Below are 19,085 nucleotides of genomic sequence, written 5' to 3' on the forward strand. Positions count from 1 at the left end.
GGGGGGGTCAGCGGCGGTAGCCTAGGGCGCGCTCGGTGTCGCGGGCGGCGCGGTGCAGCTCGCCGAGGGCGAACTGGGTCTCGGCGTCGCGGGGGAGCACCACCGACAGTGCCGCGATCACCGCCCCCGTCTCGTCGCGCACGGGCACCGCGACACCCGTCGACACCTCGTCGACGTACCCGGGCGCGATGACCCGGCCGAGGGTGCGGATCTCGGCGAGGGTGCGCCGCAGTGCCGCGGGGTCGATGATCGTCGCGGGGGTGACGGGCGCGAGCGGGCCCCCGAGCACCCGTTCCTGCAGGTCGTGCGGGGCGAACGCCAGCAGGACGAGTCCCGAGGACGAGGCGTGCAGCGGAAGCCGTCCCGCGACGCGGGTGATGTTGGCGCCCGAATCCGGCGCGCTCAGCCGCTCGAGGAACAGCGCCTCTTCCTGCTCGAGGATCGCCAGCTGGGTGTGCTCGCGCACACGCATCTGCACGCGCTCCATGAACGGCAGCGCGGCTTGGCGCAGTCGCAGTGCGTGCGACGACCGCGTCGCGAGCTCCCACAGCCGCATGCCCACGCGCACCCGGCGCTCCTCGTCGCGCTCGAGCAGACCGGCATCCACGAGCTCGTTGACGATCCGGTGCGCGGACGAGCTCGGCAGGCCCGCGCGCCGGCCGATCTCGGCGGTGGTCTGGGCCGTGCGCGTGGGGGTGAAGGTCTCGAGGATCCGCACCAGACGGTCGGTCACCGAGTCGCCCGAGGGGGAGTTGGCCATGCTTCAGGATGCCACGATTCCCATTCAGCGAGAACTGGCTGGCGCCCGCGCCGCGCGGTGCCGGAACATGGCCTGGTCGAAGGAGACCCCATGTCCCATCCCTCCGCCGCGGCGCCCGAGACGCTGCTGGCCGCCCCCGACCAGGCGACGCAAGAAGAGATCACGCGCGAGATCCGCGCAGCCCACGCGGCGCTCGCCGCCCGCGAGGCCGCGGGCGAGGCGGTGCCGGCGACCGCGTACGACTTCCCGGCCTACCGGTCGAGCGTGCTGCGCCACCCGACGAAGAACCCGAAGCTCGTCGACCCCGAGACGATCGAGCTGTTCTCGCCCGCGTTCGGGCAGCGCGACGTCGCCGCGATCGAGTCCGATCTGACGCTGCAGCACGCGGGGGAGCCGCTCGGCGAGCGCCTGACCGTGCGCGGACGCCTGCTCGACTCGTGGGGTCGTCCGCTCGCGAACCAGCTCATCGAGATCTGGCAGGCCAACTCCGCCGGACGCTACATCCACCAGCGCGACCAGCATCCGGCCCCGCTCGACCCGAACTTCACCGGTGCGGGTCGCGCGATCACCGACGACAACGGCGAGTACGCCTTCACGACGATCAAGCCCGGCCCCTACCCGTGGAAGAACCACCGGAACGCCTGGCGCCCCGCGCACATCCACTTCTCGGTGTTCGGCTCGTCGTTCACGCAGCGGTTGATCACCCAGATGTACTTCCCGGGCGACCCGCTGTTCGCGCTCGACCCGATCTACAACAGCATCCCCCGACAGAAGGATCGCGACGCCCTCGTCGGCGTCTACGACCACGACCTCACCTCGCCCGAGTGGGCGACCGGCTACCGCTTCGACATCGTCGTCGACGGTGCCGACGCGACGTGGTTCGAGCAGGAAGGCGACGAGTGATGAGCACGGTCCCCGCAAAGACCCACCGGCCCACCCCGGGGCAGACGGTCGGTCCGTTCTTCGCGTACGGTCTGGAGTTCCCGAAGCAGCACCAGGTCGTCTTCCCGCATTCGCCTGGCGCGATCGTGCTCTCGGGTACGGTCCTCGACGGTGCGGGGTCCCCGATCCCCGACGCCCTCGTCGAGATCTTCGGAGCGGATGCCGACGGCGCGGTGCCCCGCGCCCGCGGGGCGTTCCGTCGCGACGACCACACCTTCACCGGCTTCGGACGGACCTTCACGAACGACGAGGGGCACTTCGAGTTCTGGACGCGCGAGCCCGGTGGCATCCAGGGCCGTCCCGGCTTCTTCGCCGCGATCGTGTTCGCCCGCGGGCTGCCGAACAAGCTGCACACCCGCATCTACGTGCCCGGCGACGCCGCGGCGCTCGCCGCCGACCCGCTGCTGTCCTCGCTGGACGAGGCGGAGCGCGCTAGCCTCGTGGCGACGCGCACGCCCGACGGCCACCTCCGGCACGACATCCGATTGCAGGGCGAGAAGGAGACGGTCTTCCTTGCCTTCTGACCCCCTCGACGCCGGGCTCCTCTCGCCCGTCACCGCCGGTCACGACGATCTCGTCGCCGATCGGGTCTACCTGGATGCGATGGTGGGGGCCGAATGCGCCCTCGTCACGGCCTACGCGGAGCTCGGGATCGCGCCGTCGGAGGCGGCCGTCGCCGTCGACCACGCGTTCGGTCTCGACGAGAAGTACGGGCGGCCGTCGCAGGGGATCGACGTCGAGGCTCTCGCGGTCGCCGCGGTCGCCGGCGGCAACCCGGTCATCCCGCTCGTCGGCGAGCTGAAGGCCCGCGTCCCGGCCGAGTACGCGCCGTGGATCCACCGCGGAGCCACGAGTCAGGACGTCCTCGACACCGCGACCATGATCGTCGCGCGCCGTGCCGTCGCCCAGGTGCGGTCCTCGCTCACTCACACCTCGCAGTGGCTGCGCGCGCAAGCCGAGGCGCACGCGGACACCGTCGCGGCGGCCCGCACCCTCACGCAGCACGCGGTCCCCACCACGGTCGGTGCCCGGGTGGCGGCGTGGGAGCGTGGCATCCGTCGCGCCGTCGACCGGCTCGACGGGCTCGTGTTCCCCGCGCAGCTCGCCGGTGCCGGCGGAACGCTCGCGTCGTTCGTCGAGATCACCGGATCCGAGGATGCCGCGGTCGCCCTGCCCGCGGCCTTCGCACGCGCGGCGGGGCTCGAGGCGCCCGACGCTCCGTGGCACGTCACGCGCTGGCCCGTGACCGAGCTCGGCGACGCGCTCGTGCAGGCGATCGATGCGGTCGGCAAGCTCGCCGCCGACGTCGCGACCCTCAGCCGCACCGAGATCGCGGAGGTCGCCGAGGGGACCGGGGGCGGCTCCTCCGCGATGCCGCAGAAGCAGAACCCCGCCGAGGCCGTGCTCCTGCGCTCGGCGGCCCTGCGCGCCCCGCAGCTGGGCGCAACCCTGCACTTGGCCGCCGCGCTCGCCGTGGACGAGCGGCCCGATGGGGCGTGGCACGCCGAGTGGCCGACGCTGCGCGAACTGCTGCGCCTCGCTCTCGGGGCGTCGTGGCACGCCTCCTCGCTCGCCGCGCACCTCCGGGTGGATCCGGATGCCGCGGCCCGCACCGTCGCGCTCACCGGCGGCCGCATCGTCAGCGAGCGGTTGCGCGGCGTCCTCGTGCCCTTGATCGGCGCCGAGCGATTCACCGCGCTCGTCGCGGGTGACGCCGACCTGGGCGACGCGCTGCGCACGCTCCCCGAGGCTCGCGACCTCGACATCGACGCGCTGCTCGACCCGGCCGGCTACCTCGGTCTCGCGCCGCGCCTGGCCCGTGAGGAGGGGCGCGCATGATCGCCCTGACCGCTCCCGTCGGACCCGCCGGCGCGCCCCTGGTCGTGCTCGGCCCGTCGCTGGGTACCTCGACGATCCTGTGGGACGACGTGGTGCCGCTCCTGATCGACGACTACCGCGTCTCGGCGTGGGACCTCCCCGGCCACGGCGCGGCTCCCGTCGCCCGCGAGCCGTTCACCGTCGCCGACCTCGCCGACGCCGTCGCTGCGGCGGTGCCCGACGAGACGTTCCTCTACGCGGGCGTCTCGCTCGGTGGGGCCACGGGTCTCGAACTGGCCCTGCGCCACGGCGACCGGGTGCGGGCGGCGGCCATCGTGGCATCCGGAGCGCAGCTCGGCGACCCCGCCGCGTGGGCCGATCGCGCCGCGCAGGCGCGGACGCAGAGCACGTCGAGCCTTCTCATCGGCTCCGCGCAGCGGTGGTTCGCTCCGGACTCGATCGCGCGGCGACCCGTCCTGACGGGGCGCCTCCTCCACGTCCTGCAGGACGCCGACGACGAGAGCTACGCCCGCTGCTGCGAGGCGCTCGCGGCGTACGACGTGCGCGGCGACCTCGGGCGTATCGAGGCCCCGCTTCTCGCGGCCTGGGGGGAGTTCGACGCGGTGGCCCCCGAGGCCAAGGCCGTCGAGATCGCCGAGGGAGTGCGGCACGGCCGCGTCGCGCGCATCGACGACGCCGGGCATCTGCCACCCGCCGAGCAGTCCGAGGCCGTGGCGGCGCTGCTGCGCTCGTTCTTCGCATCCATCGCCGAGGGAGGCACGCGATGACCACCGATCAGGAGCGCTACGACCAGGGCATGACGGTGCGGCGCGAGGTGCTCTCGGACGCCCACGTCGACCGCGCCACCGCGGCGGCGACCGAGCTCACCGCCGACTGGCAGGACTTCATCACGCGCGTGGCGTGGGGCGACATCTGGTCGCGGCCGGGCCTGGACCGGCGCTCGCGCTCGATCGCAGTGCTGACCTCGCTCATCGCCCACGGGCATCACGAGGAGCTCGCGATGCACCTGCGTGCGGCGATCCGCAACGGCCTGACCGTGGACGAGATCCGCGAGGTCATCCTGCAGTCCGCGATCTACTCCGGTGTCCCCGCCGCGAACACGGCGTTCCGCATCGCGACCGAGGTGTTCCGCTCGGAGGCGTGAGGGGTCAATTTCTGTCGCTTCGAGATGCCGCAAGCGACAGAAACTGACCCCTCACGCGGTCTGATGTGGGGGATCAGGAACGCTTATGTCTGAATCGGGCATAAGCGGGTAGCGTCGAAGCGACACCACAGAGAGTGAGCGACGATGCTTCTCGAGAGAGACCTCATCCAGTCCGTCGGATTCCGCAACGTCCGGGAGGGCGGCGAGATCACGGGCTTCCAGTTCCGCGTCCGGATGCCGTCGTACCGCGGCATGGCGGCCTCGCTCATCGACGGCATCGGGGTGAGCATCCCCGGGCTCGTCGACGTCGAACCCGACGTGCCGCGGTGGACTCTCCAGGGTCGTCAGTACACGCTCGCCGAGCTGTGGGACGGCGACGGCGTGCGCTGGCCGCTCGAGGATGCCGCGATCATCACGGTGCCGCTGCCCGGCGGGCTCCCCGACGGCGTGCACGAGCTGGCGATCGACCTGCGTCTGCGGATGTCGTACATCCCCGAGGAGCACCAGCCGAGCACTTACCGCGTCGCCAAGAGCGTGACCCTCGCGCCCGAGGCATCCGGTGCTCCCTTCCGCTACGGCGTCTCGCTCTACAGCTACATGGGCGACTACGGCACGGTCATGGACCTCGAGACCGCTCTCGCCTCGATCGCCGACCTCGGGGCCACGGGCGTCGAGATCCTCGGCGAGGGGCATGTGCCGAACTACCCCGACCCCCCGCAGGAGTGGGTCGACGAGTGGTTCCATCTGCTCGAGAAGTACGGCCTCGAACCCACGAACTACGGCTCGTGGATCGACACGCGCCTGCACTCCAGCGGCCCGCACGCCCGCGACATGACGGTCGAGGAGGGAGCTGCCGCCCTGCAGCGCGACCTACGGCTGGCGAAGCGTCTCGGGTTCCGGTTCGTCCGGCCCAAGATCGGCGTGGTGTCGAGCGACCTCATCCCGCACCCGATCTGGACCGAGGTCGTCGAGGCGTCCCTCCCGCTCGCGGAAGAGCTCGACGTCATCATCTGCCCCGAGATCCACTCGCCGACGCCCATCACGCACGAGGTCGTCGACGACTACATCGCCTTCATCCGCCGCACCGGCACGAAGCACTTCGGTCTGCTGCTGGACACCGGGATCTTCCAGGACCGGCCGATTCCGCTCCGCCCCGGCGAGCTGCCGGGCCGGCGGCCGGCGTTCCTCGACGGCATCCATGTGGATCCCGCCGACGTGTTCGACATCATCGAGCACGTCGTGTTCATCCAGGCGAAGTTCCACGACATCGACGAAGACCTCGAGGACCAGCAGATCCCGTGGGAGCCCGTGCTGAAAGCGCTGAAGGACGCCGGGTACACCGGCTACCTCTCGAGCGAGTACGAGGGCGAGCGCGAACCGTGGCGCTCGATCGAGCAGGTGCGCCGTCAGCACTCGCTGATGCGCCAGATCACCGACCGGATCTGAGAGAGACGACCATGCCCAACGGACTGATCCACGACGACAGCCTGCGCGCGCACCCCGACGGGCTCGCGCTGAGGCTCACCCTCCCCTGGTATCGCAGCCTGTGGCTCTCGTCGGTGACCACGCTCGAGCTCACCGTCGACGGGGAACGGGTGGATGCCGCCGACCTCCGGTTCGAACTCGGTGACCGGTCCTGGCGCCTCGACGAGCTGCCCGCGCAGAGCGAGACCCTGTGGTTCCTGCAGGAGCACCCGCTGCTCGTCGCCCGCCGTGCGACGCCCGTCGCCCTCGGGGAGACGCACGACGTCGTCCTGCACGGCGAGCTGCGCCTGCCGTACATGCAGATCGCGCCGGGACAGAACGGTGGGCCGGGGATCTACGTGCCGAACGTCGTCCACGATGCGAAGTCCCTCACGGTCGTCGACACGGATGCCGCACCTCCGGCGCTCGTGCACGAGGTCGTCCCGCCGCCGGTCGCCGCCGCCGACGATCCGTTCCGCCTCGGTCTCACCCTCTACTCGGCCAGCGCCGAGTTCCGCGCGGGCTGGTACGACTTCGACGGCCTCCTCGACCGGGTGGCGGAGCTGGGGATCGGCCCCGGCATCGAGATCGTGGCATCCCAGATGGTGCCGACCTACCCCGTCGTCGGCGACGACTTCGTCCGCACGTGGAGGGACGCGTTCGACCGGCACGGCTTCGTCGAGAGCTCGTTCGGGGCGAACCTCGACATGGGTCGCCGACGCGATCGCGACATGACGCCCGACGAGGAGTTCGCCTTCTCGAAGCTGATGTTCGAGGGCGCGAAGAAGCTCGGGTTCCCGCTCGTGCGCATCCAGTCGGCGAAGCCCGAGCTGCTGCGCCGGCTGCTGCCGATCGCCGAGGATCTCGAGCTGAAGCTCGCGTACGAGATCCACGCCCCGATGGGGCCGAACGCCGAGGCGATCCTGCGCGTGCGCGAGACGTACGCCGACCTCGATTCGCCCCTGCTGGGCTTCGTCGCCGACTTCTCGTCGACGATGCACGCGATGTCGCCGACCCTGCTGCGCGCCGTGCGTCGGGCCGGGCTCGACGACGACGCGGTCGCGAAGCTGCAGGAGATCTGGGCGACGGATGCCACGATGCCGGCGCGTCAGCAGGAGTTCCTGGGCTACCTCCGCGGGCGGGACTTCGACCCGGGGCGTCTGGGCTCGTTCGCCCACCTCGCGTTCAACATGCACGGTCACGTCGATCCGCGGGAGTGGGCCGACATCATGCCGCAGATCCTGCACGTGCACGCGAAGTTCTACGACATCGACGACGCCGGGCAGGAGCCCGCGATCGACTACCCCGAACTCGTCCGCGTGTTCATCGAGGGCGGGTACCGCGGCTTCTGGTCGAGCGAGTGGGAGGGGCACGCCTTCGCCGAACTCGGCGAGGTCGACCCGCTGCTGCTCGTGCGGCGCCAGCACGACCTCATCCGGTCGGCGATGCGGGCCGTGACGGCGTCGGCCTGACCGACTCCGGGGCGCGGGTGCGCTCGCCGCGGGCTCGTCCCCACTGCGTGAGGAAGAAGAGCCCCACACCGATCGCGAGCAGGACGGCGCCGAACAGCCAGACGGCGAGCGGCTGCTGGCTCAGGAGTAGGAGGCAGGACGCGATCGCGAGGACCGGGACGAAGGTCCACACTCGGAAATGGTCGCGCGCGACGCGATCGCGGCGCAGAACCAGCACCGACACGTTCGCACTGAGGAAGACGAAGAGCAGAAGCAGGACGACCGTTTCCGCGAGGAGCGTCAGGTCGCCGATGAGGGTCAGCAGCATGGCGACGAGCGTGGTGGCCAGGATGGCGACCCACGGGGTGCGTCGCCGGGGGAGGACGCGCGACAGCGCGCGCGGCAACAGCCCCTGCTCGGACATGCCGTAGGCGAGGCGGCTGGACATGATCATGGTCAGCAGGGCGCCGTTCGCGACGGCGATGAGCGCGATGAGACTGAACACCCACGAGGGGATGGCGACCCCGCTCGCCTCGACGACGGCCAGAAGCGGTCCACTCGACCCGGACAGTTCCTCGGCGGGGAGCGCGATACCGCTGGCGAGGCCGACCAGCAGGTAGATGACGCCGGCGGTCAGGAGCGCCGCGAACAACGCCCGCGGGTAGGTCTTCGACGGCTCCTTGACCTCCTCGACCATGTTCGCCGAGGTCTCGAACCCGACGAACGAGTAATACGCGATGACGGCCCCCGCGAGCACGGCCGTCGCGACGCCGGTCCCCTCGGGCACCTGTCCGACGCGAGAGACGTCGCCCCCGCCTCCGGCGAGGAGCACGCCGACCACGACCACGACGATGACGAGTCCGCTGACCTCGATGGCGGTCATGACGACGTTCGCGCCCATCGACTCCCGGATGCCGCGGGCGTTGAGTGCGGCGACGACGGCGAGGAACACGACGGCGGCAGGCACCACCGGGAGGGTGGCGAACGTCTGCAGGTACTGGCCGGCGAAGGCGATGGACAGCCCTGCGGCGCTCGTCACCCCCGCGGCCAGCATGCTGAAGCCGACCAGGAACGCCACCAATCGGTTCTTGAACGCGCGCTCGGCGAAGACGGCGGCACCTCCGGCACGGGGGTATTTCGTGACCAGCTCTGCGTACGATCCGGCGGTGAGCAGGGCCAGGAGGAGGGCGAGCAGGAGGGGAGCCCAGAGCATCCCGCCGACACGCTCGGCGAGCACGCCCATCAACACGTAGATCCCCGCTCCGAGGACGTCACCGAGGATGAAGGCGAACAGCAGCGGTCCGCCGATTCCGCGCCGGAGGGTGGAGGGATGCCAGGTGTCTGTGCTCACCGGCCGACTGTAGGCGCGAACACAGGATGGTCGTGTCGGGTTGACACCGATCTTCAGGCGGGTGCGGTGCCGGCGGCGATCATCCGCCCCGCCTCGGCGAAGAGCCCGCGCATCCACTCGTGTTCGGGGTCGCGCGTGTGGGAGGGGTGCCACCACAGCGCGCTCACGAGGGGCGTCGCCGCGAAGGGAAGCGGCACCACGCGGATCCCGCCGATGCGCAGGAGGTGCGGTGCGAGTGCCGACTGAACGAGGCCCACGCGTCGCGTACCGCTGACGAAGTGGCCCACCGAGAGGAAGCTCTCGAGCACGACCTCGATCCTTGCCTCCACCCCGAGCTGCTGTACCTGGCGGGCGGCCGAGGTGAACGCCGATCTCGACTGGAAGGTGAGTACCCAGGGCAGGTCCGCGAGATTCTTCATCGTGAGGGTCTCGCCGACTTCGTCGTTGTCGGAGGCGACGACGGCGAGCCAGTCGTCCTGCCAGAGGTCGAGGTAGGGCAGATCCGAGACGGGGCCGTGGGGGATGATCATCGCGTCGGCCGAGCGCAGACGGTTCGCCGCGTCCTCGACGATGCCCGGATTGTGCAGCATGTACCGGAAGCGCACGCCGGGCGCGCGCTCCGCGGCCAGCTGCGAGACCACGGTGCCGACGGTGACGAAGCCGTAGTCGGAGCCGTAGATCGAGAACTCGCGCGAGGACTCGGACGGTGACCACGAGGCCTGGCTCTCGAACACGCGTCGTGCCGCCTCCAGGGCCGTGCTCGTGTGATCGGTCAGGCGCACCGCGAACGGCGTGAGCTCGTAGACGTTCCCCCGGCGGGCGAGGATCTGGTCGTTGAAGTGGGTGCGCAATCGTGCGAGCGAGGCGCTGAGGGCGGGCTGGCTCAGGTGCAGCCGCTCGGCCGCGCGGGTGACGCTGCGCTCGGTGAGCAGCGCGTCGAGGGAGACCAGGAGGTTCAGGTCGAGGCGGGAGAGTGCGGAGTTGTCGGACACGTCGTCGTGTTCTCCTCGTGCCGGGCGCGGAACGAATCGGGACCTCGAGCGTATCAATCACGTCGATGGGATGGCTGATCGCATTCCTGATCGTGATCTGCGCACGGCGATCCCCAGCGGGCCCAGAAACGACGATCGGCTGCCGCCCGGAGGCGGCAGCCGATCGTCGGACGAGGGATCAGCCCCAGGCGTTGTCCATGTCGGTGAGCACCGCGTCGACCGTCTTCTGGCCCGTCAGCAGGCCCTGGACGCCGGCGCCCAGCGCGTCGTAGACGGCGGGGTTCGGCCAGGCGGCGTTCGGCAGGCCCGTGTAGGAGTTCGACTCCAGCAGCGAACCGACGTTCTTGTACTGGGGGAGCAGGCTGCTTTCCGACGCGCCGACGATCGGTACGCCGCCGAACAGGTCGGCGAAGGCCGCGGCCTGTTCCGGGGTCGCCACCCAGTCGAGGAAGCCCTGGATGAGTTGCTTCTTCGAGTCGTCCACCTTGGCGTTGACCGACCAGGCGTAGTTGGCCGAGGCGAGCAGGAACGGCTTCTGCCCTGAGGAGGGCGGGAAGCTCTGCACCGTCAGGTCGGCACCGGTGGCCGCGCCGATCGAGCTGGCCGCGCTCCCCGGGATCGCCGCTGAGAGGGCGGTACCGCCGCCGAGCCCCGCGGTGATGTTGTCGAACGTGCCACCCGCGGCGCCGTCCTGGAAACACCCGGCCGCGTTCATGTCGACGAGGTCCTGGAGCGTCTCCTTCCAGCCGGCGGTCCCGGCGAAGGTCACCTTGCCTGCGGCGCGCTGAGCGTTCCAGTCGGGCTGGGCCTCGTACACGCGGGTGGCCGAGACGAGCTGGGCCATGAGGCCCGTGTTGAACGGGATGGCTCCCGCGAGAACCGTGAAGCTCTTGCCGGCAGTGCGCGCCGTGGTGCAGTCCTCGAGCAGCGCCTTGTAGCTCTCGGGGTACTTCGACACGCCCGCCTCGGCGGCGGCGCCGTTGTTGTAGACGAGGCCGACGGGGATCAGCGACGTCGGCTGGCCGTAGGTCTTGCCGTCGACCTGATACTGACTTTCGGAGTTCTTCGGGATGACGCTGGCCGACGAATCCGCCAGGGGTGCCAACAGGCCTGCTTCGGCGAGCGAGATGATCGAGATCGGCTGGCCGGTCCCGGGCGCCAGAACCATGACGTCGGCGGCGTTGCCGGCCTGCAACTGCGTGGTGACCTGCGTGTTGTACGCGTCGGAGGGGTAGGGGATGACCTCGATGTCGATGCCCTTCTCCTTCCCGTACGCCTCGAGCGTCTTGGCGTAGGCCTGGTCGTCGTCGTTGGCCTGGGCCACCATGACGGTGAACCCGGTCGCCGCGCCACCGCTGCCGGAATCGCCGCCGCCCGAGCAGCCGGCGAGGAGGAGGATGCCGGCGAGGGGCGCTGCGAGCAGTGGAAGGCGCAGGGGCCGCAGGGTGGAGTGCTGTGGCATGGACGTACCCTTTCGTGACTTCATTGTCGCCAGCCGGGGATCGCTGGCTCGGCCGCGTGACCGCAGAATCAGCGTGGCACACATCTGTCGGAAACCGACATTAGATTTGCTGATGCCGTGCAATAGTGGGAGCGATCCCCGTCAGTCGGCCGCGGCCCGGACGAGCCGCACGGGGCCGGCCAGGCCTCCCGGCCGCGGCACCGCTGCGAGCGTGAACACCTCGGTCATCGGTGCGAACATCTCGCCGGTGGACCGCTCGGCCTCGGCGATCAGACGGTTGCGCCAGGGGACGGCGACATCGACCTCGACGTCGTTCGCGCCGTCGCGCCACGCGGCGGTGACGTCGACGCGGTAGGGCGTCGTCCACGCGATCCCGCAGTCCCGCCCGTTCACGCGGACGCGGGCAACGCCGTGCACGTCGCCCAGATCGAGATCCAGGGCACCGCCGACCGTGGCCTCCCGGGCCGTCAGCCGCGCTCGGTACACGCCGACCCCCGAGAAGCCGCGAGCGCGTACGCCGTCCTCCGTCCACGGATGCGGGTGGGCGCCGTGTGCGACGGCGGGAAGGCCGGGCAGTTCCACGCGCCACGATCCGTCGAGGGCGAGGGGCGTGCTCGTGGTGAGCGCAGGTGCGTCGCCGCCGTCGACGACGAAGGCCGACCCGAAGGGCGGCAGGGTCACGTCCGCGCGGCCGTGGACGGGGGCGAGGGCGCCGCGCCGCCGATGCACCGGATCCCACACTTCCACCCGCGAGGGCAACCCCGACAGCGTCAGGGTCACCGCGTCGGCCGACGGGTTGGCGAGGAATTCCACCCGGCGCCCGTCGACGACCCGAGCGATGCGTCGCGCACTCCCCCCTTCGATCGGGCGGGAGGGGGAGAGGCCGAGGTCGGCGAGTGCCCGGGCGAGGTCGGCGGTGTCGTGTACGTTCGCGGCGCCCCAGATCGCCGCCACGAGGACCGCGAACTCCGCACGGTCGTCGCCGAGGGACGGCGTGCTCTCGGGGCGGGCTCCCACGACGCTCGCTCCCGCCGCGACCAGCGTGCGCAGGCGGCGCAACGTCGGCACCGTGAGACGCCGACTCGACCCGCCGAGGAACAGCACGCGATAGCGCGAGTGCCCAACGGCGAGCTCGTCCCCCTCGACGCGGAGCAGATCGAGACCGTCGATGCCCAGGTAGTCGAAGTCGAAGCCGCCGGGGACGGCCCCGTCGAGCTCGTGCTCGAACAAGCCGGTCACCGGCGCCTCTTCCCCCACGAACACCGCGATGTCGACGGCGGGCCGCCCGGCCGCGAGCAGTGCCGAGCAGCGCGCGAGGTAGTCGATCCACGGCCCCGCCATCTCGGCCCACGTCTCGTGTCGGGTGAACGCCTGTCCGAGGAACGGCGCCAGAGCGATGCCCGGCGGCGGGGTGGATGCCGGTTGATGCGGCGACGTGTGGACGCAGAACCGTGTGACCCCCAGCGTCAGCTGCAGGTCGGCGATGTGTTTGAGGTTGGACGGCATCCATCCCCAGGGGTCGCCGAAAGAGGTGAACGCCTCCGCACCCGTCCAGGTCCGACCGTGCACGTGCGCGACCGAAGAGGCTCCCTTGAGGTCGGCGACGTAGGTCGGTCGGGGCCCCGCTGCGGGGTCGAAGGTCCACATCGCGCCCATCGGGACGTCGGCCGGGGCGCGCATGGCGAGGTCGTCGCCCCATTGCGGCCGGCCGTCTTCGAGCGCCTCGGCGTAGTAGGTCATGCCGCGCCGGTGGGCCTCGTCGGCGAGGGTGCCGTAGTACGCCGTCGCGAGCAGTTCGTTCAGCGTGCGGCGGTAGTCGTAGAGGAAGCCGTCGCTCTGTGCCGCCCCGCCGACGACGTACCCCGCGAGGGTGGGCAGCCACGGGGTCGGGTCGTATCCGCGGGCGTCCGCGAAGCGCCGAGCGATGTCGTCGGTGAAGTTCTGCGCCCCGGCCTCGATGCTGTCGCTGAGCAGCGCATCGAAGCGTCCGGTGCGCGGTCGGTACCGTTCGAGGTGGGTCTGGAGGTAGGCCGCCACCCGTCGAGCGTCGAGTTTGTCGACCTCCAGACCCGTGGCGATCGCCGGGGCGGGGCCGTTCGTCTGTCCGGTCGGCGACGCACCCAGGCGCAGGATGCGCCAGGACCCGGGAGGGGCGTCCCATCGCAGGCGCCCGCCCTCGACCGCATCGGTCAGATCGACGACCTCGGTCGGGTCGATCACTCGCGCCGAGGGGTCGTCGACGGTGTCGGAGGCGTAGAAGTCCGACTCGGTCGCGAAACCCGCCTTCGTCTCGGCGTGATGCACGCGGGCAGCGGCGAAGAGCGCGAACTCGCTGACCTCGAACGCGTCGGCGCGACGCAGCACGGGTGGCATCCGTACCCCCGCGGCGACCGGCGGCAGAGCCTCGGCCGCGCTCGCCGCCGACAGCACGAGACGGAACCGCCGGGCCGTGATGGCGGCGAAGGATGCCGTCCGAGCCGTCACGGTCGTCGGCTCGAGCCGGACGATGTCGTGAAAAACGCCATCGCTCTCGACCTGCAGAGTCGCGTGCGGAGCCGGTGCGGCGCCGAAGCCGCGGGGGCCGGGGAGGCCGAGCACGACCGAACGCACCGTCACCGGCTCGTCGAACACCGCCTCGAGCGTCGTCGACGACCACGCATCGGGATCGCGGGGAAGGCGGACGGCCGGACCGAAGGAACGGTCGGTGAGTGCCGTCGCCTCGATGTCGCTCCCGTCCACGCGGTACGCGGCCGGGAGAAGGGGTTCGTGCCCGGAATCCGCGGGAAAGGCCACCACTCGCCAGTCGGTGCTCCACCGGGGCGAGCCGTCGCCGCCGTGGCGGGGGGCGTCCTGGAAACCGCCCGCGACGTCCGGGAGCGGGGGGAGCGCGATGTCGATCGATCCGCCCTCGATGACGGTCTCGCTCCATACGATCTTCTTCATCGCGTCGACGGGCTCGACCCAGGGGCCACCCGACGCGCTCCAGCCCGCGGACGTGGCGATCGCGATCTCCATGCGAAGGCGCGCGGCGGTGAGCGTGGCCGCCTCGATGGCGTCGTCCCACTCGGGAGTTCCCGGATGCCGGGGCGTGTCGACCACGAGCGGCATGCCCATGCCTCCGTCGAACATGTGCACGCCGCGCACGCCGATCCGGTGCAGCCACTCAAGGTCGGCGACGGCGCCTGCGGCATCCGCATTGCCGTCCATCCAGTGCCACCAGGCGCGGGGGCGGGCCTCGTCGGGAGGGTCGATGAAGCGGGTCCAGAGGTCGTCGGGAGAGTCATCGTGCGGCGTCGTCGTCACTGCCGAATCCTCGCATCGACGGCGGGGAGAAGGAGGATCCACCTCCTTATGCGGTCCATCCATCCCACTAATGTGTCTTTTCGACACAAGGGTGCAATAGTCGAAGGATCGGGCGCTCAAAGCAACGCAGCGCAATGACGAAGAAGTCAGAGAGCACATGACAGTGACCATCGAACAGGACACCACGCGGACGCTCACCGTGCCTCCCTCTGCGCGTCGGACGTCTCAGCGGCCGGCACGCGGGGGCAGGCCCCTCATCAGCTACGGCCAGTGGTGGTGGGCGCTCCCCGCGATTGTCCTCGTGCTCGGCGTGCACTACGCCGCCACCCTCACCGGCGGCTTCTTCGCTTTCACGAACTGGACGGGTCTCGGCTCGTTCCAGATCACCGGCTTCGACAACTTCGCCCGGATCTTCGCGGAGCCGCGGCTGCTCGGCGCTGTCGGGAACACGCTGTTCCTCGCTTTCGGGTCGGTCGTCCTCACGAACGTGCTGGGCCTGATGTTCGCCCTGGCCATCAACCGCACGCTGAAGACGCGCTACATCCTGCGCACGCTGTTGTTCATGCCGGTCGTGCTCAGTCCGCTCGCGGTCGCCTACGTATGGAAGTTCATCTTCCAGTTCAACGGCCCGCTGAACGGGATGCTCGGTGCGCTGGGGCTCGAGTCGCTACAGAAGACGTGGCTCGCCGATCCCACGTGGTCGATCTGGGCGATCCTCATCACCGTCGTCTGGCAGCAGACCGGCTTCACCATGGTCATCTACCTGGCGGGGCTCGCGTCGGTCCCGATCGAGGTGGAGGAAGCCGCTGCCCTCGACGGCGCCGGTGTGTGGGGCCGATTCTGGCACGTCGTCGTCCCGGCCATCCGCCCCTCGATCGCGATCGCGACCACCCTCGGGCTGATCCAGGGCCTGCGCATCTTCGATCAGATCCTCGCCCTCACGGGCGGCGGTCCGGCCGGGGCCACCGAGACGCTCGCCACCGAGGTGTACAAGAACGCCTTCTCACTCGGGCAATTCGGTTTCGGTTCCGCGCTCGCGCTCGTGCTCACCGTCATCATCCTGGTCTTCGCGATCGCCCAGCAGTACGCCACCCGTGACCGCACGGTCGGGAAGGTCTCGTGATGTTCCGCTACACCAAACTCACCGCCGTCCGCGAGGCGCTCGTCTGGGTCATCACACTCATCGGGCTGCTGCCGTTGTACATCCTCGTCTCCACGTCGCTGAAGAGCGACCAGGAAGCTCTCACCACGAGCGCCGTCGCCCCGCCGAGCGGCATCGACGTCAGCGCCTTCGTCGCGGTGCTGACCTCGACCGGTCGCAACAGCATCCCGATGAGCATCCTCAACAGCGTCGTGATCACTGCCGGGTCGATTCTCGGTCTCGTGCTGTTCGGCTCGGTGGCCGCCTACGTCATCGCCCGCCGGACGCGAAGGTGGACGACCATCACGTACTACCTGGTGCTCATCGCGATCATCCTGCCCGCGCAGCTCGGTACGGTGCCGCTGTACATCGGGGCGCGCTCGGTCGGGCTGACCGGCAACGCCGTCGGCATGATCGTGTTGTGGATCGGCATCCTGATGCCGCTGTCGGTCTTCCTGTACGCGAGCTTCTTCCGCGGACTCTCGACCGAGTACGAAGAGGCGGCGGTGATCGACGGCGCCTCACCCACGCAGGCGTTCTTCCGGGTCGTCCTGCCGCTCATGGCCCCGGCGACCGGAACCGTGGCGATCCTGGCAGGCCTCATCGTCTGGAACGACTTCTTCAATTCGCTGATCTTCCTCGGCGGCTCGACGACGCAGACGCTACCGGTCGCGATGTACACCTACGTCGGCGGATTGGTCTCGGCCTGGAACAAGATTTTCGCCGTCGTGATCATCTCGATGATCCCGATCCTCGTGTTCTACATGTTCGCTCAGAAGCGCTTCATCCAGGGCTTCGCGGGCGGCCTCAAGGGGTGAGACCCGCCCCGCGGATGCCAGGAGATCCGGCATCCGTCGACCGTCGCGCCGCGTCGAAAGGACACCATGTACCAGCTCGCTCCGAACCTCGACCTGCTCTTCACCGAGGCCGCGTGGGGCCATGACTCGCTCCTCCCCGAGAAGGACGTCCGCCGCACCGACGATGGGCTCGCCCGTGTTGGGGTCGAGCGCGAGCCGGTGCTGGCATGACCACTGCCCGGCCGCTCCGCGTCGCCATGATCGGCTACGGCTTCATGGGGGCCGCCCACTCGGTCGGCTGGCGCCAAGCGCCCCGCGTGTTCGACCTCCCGCGCGCGCTAGAGATGACCGTCGTGGTGGGCCGGAACGCGGATGCCGTGGCATCCGCCGCCATGAAATGGGGGTGGGCGGAGTCGTCCACCGAGTGGCGCGAGGTGATCGCGCGCGACGACATCGACGTCGTCGACATCGTCACCCCGGGCGATTCGCACGCGGAGATCGCGATCGCCGCGCTCGAGGCGGGCAAGCACGTGTTGTGTGAGAAGCCGTTGGCGAACACCGTGGCCGAGGCCGAGGCGATGGCCGAGGCGGCGGAGCGGGCGCGGGCACGTGGCATCCGGTCGATGGTGGGGTTCACGTACCGCCGCGTGCCGGCGGTGACCCTGATGCGCGACATGATCGCCGAGGGCGCGGTCGGCGCCGTGCAGCAGGTGCGCGCGGCGTACCGGCAGGACTGGCTCGTCGACCCCGGGATGCCGCTCGCCTGGCGCCTGCAGAAGGAGCACGCCGGATCGGGGGCTCTCGGCGACATCGGTGCGCACATCATCGACATGACCCGGTTCGTGACGGGCCTGGGCATCGAGAGCGTCACCGGCACCCTCGAGACGATCGTGAAGCAGCGGCCGTTGCAGGCCGCCGGGTCGGGACTGTCGGGGTCGGCCGGCAAGAGGGTCGGCGACGTCACGGTCGACGACGCCGCGATCTTCACCGGACGACTGTCGAACGGCGCGCTGGCCTCGTTCGAGGCGACGCGCTTCGCCACGGGCCGCAAGAACGCCCTCACGATCGAAGTGTCGGGCGACCGCGGAGCGCTGGCCTTCGACCTCGAGGACCTCAACAGCCTGCGGTTCTACGACCGCACGGCTCCCGAGGGACGCCAGGGGTTCACGCAGATCCTCGTCACCGAGCCCGTGCACCCGTACGTGTCGGCGTGGTGGCCCGCCGGTCACCTGCTCGGCTACGAGCACGGCTTCACCCATCAGGTGGTCGACCTCGTCGGCGCGATCGACGGCGGCACCGACCCGCACCCCTCGTTCGCGGAGGGCCTCGCCGTGCAGCGGGTGCTCGACGCGGTCGAGCGCAGTTCGGCACGCGAGTCCGCGTGGACGATCGTCACATCCTCCCTTCCTGCGTGAAAGGTCTCGTCATGGCACGCCCGATCACCCTGTTCACCGGCCAGTGGGCCGACCTGCCGTTCGAAGAGGTCGCGCGCCTCGCGGGCGAGTGGGGCTACGACGGCCTCGAGATCGCCTGCTGGGGCGACCACATCGACGTGTCCCGCTGGGACGACGCCGCCTACGTGCAGTCGCGGCTCGACATCCTCGAGCGCCACGGTCTGAAGGTGTGGACGATCGCGAACCACCTCGTCGGGCAGGCCGTGTGCGACGACCCCATCGACGAGCGGCACCACGACATCCTGCCCGCGCGGGTGTGGGGCGACGGGGATGCGGAGGGCGTGCGGCAGCGCGCGGCCGAAGACCTCAGGAACACCGCGCGGTTCGCCGCGAAGCTCGGCGTGACGACGGTCACCGGGTTCACCGGGTCGAGCATCTGGAAGTACGTCGCGATGTTCCCGCCCGCCTCGGAGGCGATGATCGAGGCCGGGTACCGGGACTTCGCCGACCGGTGGAACCCGATCCTCGACGTCTTCGACGAGGTGGGCGTGCGCTTCGCGCTCGAGGTGCACCCCTCCGAGATCGCCTACGACTACTGGACGGCGAAGAAGACCCTCGAGGCGATCGGGCACCGCCCGAGCTTCGGGTTCAACTTCGACCCGTCGCACTTCGTCTGGCAGCAGCTGGACTCGGTGGCGTTCGTCCTGGACTACGCGGACCACATCTTCCACGTGCACTGCAAGGAGTCCACGACCAACCTCGACGGCCGCAACGGCGTGCTCGGCTCTCACCTGCCGTGGGACAACCCCCGCCGCGGATGGACGTTCGTCTCGACCGGTCACGGCGCCGTGCCCTGGGAGCCGCTGTTCCGGGCGCTCAACGCGATCGGCTACGACGGTCCGACGAGCGTGGAGTGGGAGGACGCCGGCATGGACCGCCTCGTCGGCGGGCCCGAGGCTCTGGCCTTCGTGCGCAAGCTCGGCGAGATCACCCCGCCGCACCAGCTCTTCGACGCGGCGTTCTCGACGAAGGGCTGACGCCGCCG

General features: G+C 70.4%; 17 protein-coding genes. 12 read left to right on the top strand and 5 right to left on the bottom strand.

Annotated features, from left to right (window positions below; translation table 11 throughout):
* Positions 1-7: 7 nt before the first annotated feature.
* Positions 8-760, bottom strand: a complete 753-nt coding sequence (locus FE256_RS10555; RefSeq protein ID WP_138175364.1) for an IclR family transcriptional regulator — start codon at positions 758-760, stop codon at positions 8-10.
* A gap of 90 nt (positions 761-850) precedes the next feature.
* Here FE256_RS10555 and pcaH point away from each other — a divergent pair, with 90 nt between their 5' ends.
* The 7 genes from pcaH to FE256_RS10590 all read left to right on the top strand — a co-directional run bounded on the left by pcaH (position 851) and on the right by FE256_RS10590 (position 7,621).
* Positions 851-1,663 (top strand): protocatechuate 3,4-dioxygenase subunit beta, encoded by an 813-nt coding sequence (gene pcaH, locus FE256_RS10560; RefSeq protein WP_138175366.1) that lies wholly within the window; start codon positions 851-853, stop codon positions 1,661-1,663.
* Positions 1,663-2,226 (top strand): protocatechuate 3,4-dioxygenase subunit alpha, encoded by a 564-nt coding sequence (gene pcaG / locus FE256_RS10565; RefSeq protein WP_138175368.1) that lies wholly within the window; start codon positions 1,663-1,665, stop codon positions 2,224-2,226. The genes pcaH and pcaG overlap by 1 nt, the downstream gene beginning before the upstream one ends.
* Positions 2,216-3,541, top strand: coding sequence for a lyase family protein (locus FE256_RS10570; protein ID WP_252370977.1), 1,326 nt, complete (start codon positions 2,216-2,218; stop codon positions 3,539-3,541). Before pcaG ends, FE256_RS10570 begins: the two co-directional genes overlap by 11 nt.
* Positions 3,538-4,308 (top strand): alpha/beta fold hydrolase, encoded by a 771-nt coding sequence (locus FE256_RS10575; protein ID WP_138175370.1) that lies wholly within the window; start codon positions 3,538-3,540, stop codon positions 4,306-4,308. Before FE256_RS10570 ends, FE256_RS10575 begins: the two co-directional genes overlap by 4 nt.
* On the top strand, positions 4,305-4,685 hold the full coding sequence (pcaC, locus tag FE256_RS10580; RefSeq protein WP_138175372.1) for a 4-carboxymuconolactone decarboxylase: 381 nt from the start codon (positions 4,305-4,307) through the stop codon (positions 4,683-4,685). The genes FE256_RS10575 and pcaC overlap by 4 nt, the downstream gene beginning before the upstream one ends.
* Positions 4,686-4,829: 144 nt before the next feature.
* Positions 4,830-6,131 (top strand): C-glycoside deglycosidase beta subunit domain-containing protein, encoded by a 1,302-nt coding sequence (locus FE256_RS10585; protein WP_138175374.1) that lies wholly within the window; start codon positions 4,830-4,832, stop codon positions 6,129-6,131.
* Positions 6,132-6,142: 11 nt separating this feature from the next.
* Positions 6,143-7,621 (top strand): C-glycoside deglycosidase beta subunit domain-containing protein, encoded by a 1,479-nt coding sequence (locus tag FE256_RS10590; RefSeq protein ID WP_138175376.1) that lies wholly within the window; start codon positions 6,143-6,145, stop codon positions 7,619-7,621.
* Here the strand turns inward: FE256_RS10590 and FE256_RS10595 are convergent.
* From FE256_RS10595 to FE256_RS10610, 4 genes are all read right to left on the bottom strand, one after another.
* Positions 7,581-8,951 (bottom strand): APC family permease, encoded by a 1,371-nt coding sequence (locus tag FE256_RS10595; protein WP_138175378.1) that lies wholly within the window; start codon positions 8,949-8,951, stop codon positions 7,581-7,583. The genes FE256_RS10590 and FE256_RS10595 overlap by 41 nt on opposite strands.
* 53 nt (positions 8,952-9,004) lie before the next feature.
* Positions 9,005-9,943 carry a LysR family transcriptional regulator gene (locus tag FE256_RS10600; protein WP_138175380.1) on the bottom strand — a complete coding sequence of 313 codons (939 nt, stop codon included), beginning with the start codon at positions 9,941-9,943 and terminating at the stop codon, positions 9,005-9,007.
* A 178-nt stretch (positions 9,944-10,121) separates the two neighbouring features.
* Positions 10,122-11,405 carry an extracellular solute-binding protein gene (locus FE256_RS10605; RefSeq protein ID WP_138175382.1) on the bottom strand — a complete coding sequence of 428 codons (1,284 nt, stop codon included), beginning with the start codon at positions 11,403-11,405 and terminating at the stop codon, positions 10,122-10,124.
* A gap of 141 nt (positions 11,406-11,546) precedes the next feature.
* Positions 11,547-14,708, bottom strand: a complete 3,162-nt coding sequence (locus tag FE256_RS10610) for a glycosyl hydrolase (protein ID WP_138175384.1) — start codon at positions 14,706-14,708, stop codon at positions 11,547-11,549.
* Positions 14,709-14,865: 157 nt separating this feature from the next.
* Between FE256_RS10610 and FE256_RS10615 the strand changes: the two genes are divergently transcribed.
* The 5 genes from FE256_RS10615 to FE256_RS10630 all read left to right on the top strand — a co-directional run bounded on the left by FE256_RS10615 (position 14,866) and on the right by FE256_RS10630 (position 19,077).
* Positions 14,866-15,831 carry a carbohydrate ABC transporter permease gene (locus FE256_RS10615; RefSeq protein WP_138175386.1) on the top strand — a complete coding sequence of 322 codons (966 nt, stop codon included), beginning with the start codon at positions 14,866-14,868 and terminating at the stop codon, positions 15,829-15,831.
* Entirely contained in the window at positions 15,831-16,667 is an 837-nt protein-coding gene (locus tag FE256_RS10620) for a carbohydrate ABC transporter permease (protein WP_138175388.1), read from the top strand. The genes FE256_RS10615 and FE256_RS10620 overlap by 1 nt, the downstream gene beginning before the upstream one ends.
* 66 nt (positions 16,668-16,733) lie before the next feature.
* Positions 16,734-16,877: a hypothetical protein gene (locus FE256_RS18180; protein ID WP_171024294.1), complete on the top strand. Its 144-nt coding sequence runs from the start codon at positions 16,734-16,736 to the stop codon at positions 16,875-16,877.
* Positions 16,874-18,061 (top strand): Gfo/Idh/MocA family protein, encoded by a 1,188-nt coding sequence (locus FE256_RS10625; protein WP_252370978.1) that lies wholly within the window; start codon positions 16,874-16,876, stop codon positions 18,059-18,061. Before FE256_RS18180 ends, FE256_RS10625 begins: the two co-directional genes overlap by 4 nt.
* Before the next feature lie 11 nt (positions 18,062-18,072).
* On the top strand, positions 18,073-19,077 hold the full coding sequence (locus FE256_RS10630) for a sugar phosphate isomerase/epimerase family protein (protein WP_138175390.1): 1,005 nt from the start codon (positions 18,073-18,075) through the stop codon (positions 19,075-19,077).
* The last annotated feature ends 8 nt before the right edge of the window (positions 19,078-19,085 follow it).

It is taken from the genome of Microbacterium sp. 5K110, assembly GCF_005774735.1.
Taxonomy (GTDB): Bacteria; Actinomycetota; Actinomycetes; order Actinomycetales; family Microbacteriaceae; genus Microbacterium.